Origin of the sequence: Pantoea sp. Pa-EAmG (genome assembly GCF_030024295.1) — a bacterium.
GTDB lineage: Bacteria > Pseudomonadota > Gammaproteobacteria > Enterobacterales > Enterobacteriaceae > Pantoea > Pantoea dispersa.
This window is the reverse complement of the sequence record NZ_JASEWO010000283.1, coordinates 1-3,446: the sequence shown is the minus strand read 5'-3', so window position 1 is coordinate 3,446 and position 3,446 is coordinate 1. Positions and strand designations below refer to the sequence as shown.

3 protein-coding genes are annotated in these 3,446 nt (G+C 60.4%); all 3 read left to right on the top strand.

Annotated elements, in window-relative coordinates; all coding sequences use genetic code 11:
* Positions 1–48 precede the first annotated feature (48 nt).
* Complete coding sequence (gene tssK, locus QMM04_RS21595) at positions 49–1,386, top strand: type VI secretion system baseplate subunit TssK (RefSeq protein WP_153688273.1); 1,338 nt, start codon at positions 49–51, stop codon at positions 1,384–1,386.
* Positions 1,383–2,048 (top strand): type VI secretion system protein TssL, short form, encoded by a 666-nt coding sequence (gene tssL, locus QMM04_RS21590; RefSeq protein WP_088209524.1) that lies wholly within the window; start codon positions 1,383–1,385, stop codon positions 2,046–2,048. Before tssK ends, tssL begins: the two co-directional genes overlap by 4 nt.
* A partial coding sequence (locus tag QMM04_RS21585) for an OmpA family protein (RefSeq protein WP_282997001.1) occupies positions 2,045–3,446 on the top strand: 1,402 nt, incomplete at its 3' end. The genes tssL and QMM04_RS21585, both read left to right, overlap by 4 nt.

Sequence of the window (3,446 nt, the reverse complement as noted above, 5' to 3'; positions counted from 1 at the left end):
CTCTGGTCAGCCAGATGCCGAAAGCGAAAGCGTAAGGCGGTAGCAGGGATGAAAACAGTACGACCATTGTGGGGGCGGGGCCAGATGGTCTCCCCGCAGCATTTTCAACAGCAGGCCGCTTCTGCGGCCTGGCAGACTGAGTGCGTCGCCCGTATGGGTTCAGCAGAACCTTGGGGGATTGTGCAGGCAATATTTGATGCTGCGTTGCTGAAACAGGGAAAACTGAAAGCCAGCCGTCTTTGTGTGCGTTTTGCAGACGGGATGCTGATTGATACGGACAACGCAGATTCACTGCCAGCGGTGATGACTCTGCCGGAAAGCCACACCCTGACGGTGGTCCTGGCCCTGCCTCTTGAGCATGAAAATGGCGGCAACTGTCTGCAACCGGAGCAACATGCCGAGCGTCCGGTGCGCTGGCGTTTGGCCTGGCGGGAGGTGCGTAACCAGTACGGTGACGACAGCCGCCAGATTGCGGTCATGCAGCCAGAGCTAACGCTTCGCGCGCTTAATGATGACAACGGCAACTACCAGACCGTACCGGTGGCCCGTCTTAAGCGCGACAGCCAGGGAAAGTGGTTGCAGGATGAAGCCTTTATTCCTCCATTACTGTACGTGCAGGCAAGTCCGTGGCTGACGGAACAGTTGGCGCAACTGACGGGCCAGTTACGCTCCCGGCTGACGCGCTTGATGGCGATGCGCCGGGAAAGCAACGAGCGGATGGCAGACTTTGCGGTAGCTGACGTCTCCCTGTTCTGGCTGCTGAATGCGCTCAACAGCGCAGAACCCGTGCTGAGGCACTTTGTACGTCACCCGCAGACTCACCCGGAACGGCTTTATGAAGCCCTGGCTGGGCTGGCGGGCAGTCTGCTGACGTTCTCGCTTGACCATACCATCGCCGATATTCCGGCATACCGCCACGGACAGCTGACCGAGGTTTTCCCACCGCTGTTTGATCTGCTGGGCGTACTGCTGGAGGCGAGCCTGCCATCAAGAGTCGTAGCGATTGAGATGGAGAAGGATGAACGTCGCAAACGCTGGCATGCCCGTCTACTTGACCCGAGGCTGCGCGAGGAGGCCGATTTTTATCTCTCGGTACGCTCCCCGCTTCCGGTGGCGCAACTGCTGGAACAGTTTCCGCAGCAGTGCCGGGCAGGCAGCCCGGACGAGGTGGACCGGGTGGTAAACGGCTCGCAGGCTGGTATTCCTCTACGCGCCATGACCCACGTTCCGGCTGCCATTCCCCTGCGGCTTGAGAACCAGTATTTCACCCTGGATATGACTCACCCGGCGGCTCAGGCCATGCTGGCGGAGGGAAGCTGTGTGTTTTACGTGCCAGGGTTGCTGGGTGAACCTGAACTTGAACTGTTTGCGGTGCTGCGCTCATGAAACAGGAAATCTGTATTGACGACCTGATGGCGGATACGTGGCTGACGGTAACGGAACTGCGCTATGGCGCAACGCTGGCGAGTGGTGACGGCGAGGTGCTCTGGCAGCGCTGCGTAGACGACATCACCCGTGTGATGGCGCACCTGGAGCAGGCTGGCCTCAGTGAAGCCAGCCGTCAGCATATTCTGTATGCCTGGTGTGCCCTGCTGGATGAAACCGCCAAGGGCCGGGACGGGGAGGATGACGCCTGTATCGTCTGGTATGACCGCCCCCTGCAGGCGAAATATTTCGGTACGATGGACGCAGGAGACGAGCTGTATGAGCGGATGCGTGAGGTACTGCGGGAACCCGTGCCGGATATGGCGGTGCTGACCTGTTTTCACCGGGTGCTAATGCTGGGCTTTAAGGGGCGTTATGCCCTGAATGACCCGGCGCGGGAACAGCTGATCCGGGCGCTTGCGGAGCGCGTACCGTCGTTTGAGACCACACAGGAACGGCCGCTGCTGGCTACGGTCTCCGGCGGTTACGGACTGCGTGAGTGGCTGCGGCACTGGCCAGTGTGCATCGGGCTATCGGCCATGATTGTCGCCGGACTGTGGCTGGGGCTGAATCACTGGCTGGATACGCTGGTTGAGGCGTTGCTGTCGGGAGCCGGGAAATGAGCGTGCGCCATCTGCGCCTGTTGTGGTTGTGGGGCGGGCTGCTTGCGTTAGTGCTGTGTCTGTTGTTTCTGCCTCTCTCCTCAACGGCACATGCTGCCCTCATTCTGCTGGTGTTAACCGTCGTGGTTGCCGGCCTGATTTACGCCGGACGCCGCGGGGGTGTTTCTCCAGAGGATATTCGCTGGCTGAATGATCTGCCGGAAGCGCCTTATCGCCTGCCGGTGGTGCTGGTCTGCGGCGATATGACTGCATGGCCTGGGGAGAGCAGACCACACCGCACGGCGCAGGGCTGCTGGCTGAAGGTCGCCACCGCTGAGCTGCAACAGACGGTACGCCATCTGCTTTGGCAGCGTCCGGAACTGGGGGCTCAGTTGGCGGTCATGTTCAGTGTCTGCCCCGTTCAGCATACGGATGAAACGGAACTGGCCGCCCGACTGCATGAACTGCGCTGGCAGCTGACACAGATGCGGCGCGATTGCGGGCGGACCGTTCCACTGTTGCTGATGAGTACAGTTGCCGGTATGTCCGTCGATGAGGCGTTGTGGCAGACGGTGCGAATGGAAGAACCGATGCGGGTCTGGCATGACGATGACACGCCCGTCAGCGTCAGCGCATGGCTGTTACAGGGAAACACTGCCGCCCGTCATTTGACTCAGGTGCGGATGAGCGCCCATGCGCGCTTTGTGGCGGAAACGGTGCTGCCGGTTTTAACGGAAGAGCCAGCGGATATGCCGCGCCTGCAGCCTTCTATGGTGCTCTACCGAATGGCGGCATTATCCGGCGGGACGGCAGTTGCCGAATCCCTCTGGCATTCCTGGCTGGCCCGGAGAACCACCCTGACCGGACTTCCTGGTTGGTTGCCTGCTGCCAGCGCATCTGATGCTGCTGTACTGCCGGATTTTGTCCTTCCGTTGCTGCCACAGGGCGGTGGCGTGACGCCGCGCAGCCGTTTTCTTCGACGGGCATTCTGCCTCTTTACTCTCGCGACAGTTATTGCGCTGTGCAGTAGCGGCTGGAATAACCGCCAGCTGTTACAGCGGCTGAGTTTTGACATTGACCATTATGACCGCATTGCCATGGATAACTATGGCCCGAAAGCAGCGGCTGTCAGGGTTTTACGTGACGATGCAACGCTGTTGGATAACTGGTCACGTAACGGCGAACCGGTGAACATGAGTCTCGGGCTGTATCAGGGGGAGCGTCTGCGCATGCCGATCGTTGACGCCATTCGCTCATACGTCCCGCCTCCGCTGCCGCCAAAACCGGTCGAAAAAGCCATACCCAAAATCGTCCGCCTCGACAGCATGTCGCTGTTCGACACCGGCAGGTGGGCGCTGAAGCCAGGTTCCACGAAGCTGCTGGTCAACTCGCTGGTGGGCATTAAGGCGAAGCCCGGCT

What these genes read in the sequence shown, in the direction of transcription:
- tssK (WP_153688273.1), top strand. Translation starts at nt 49, where the DNA reads ATGAAAACAGTACGACCATTGTGGGGGCGGGGCCAGATGGTCTCCCCG.
- tssL (WP_088209524.1), top strand. Translation starts at nt 1,383, where the DNA reads ATGAAACAGGAAATCTGTATTGACGACCTGATGGCGGATACGTGGCTG.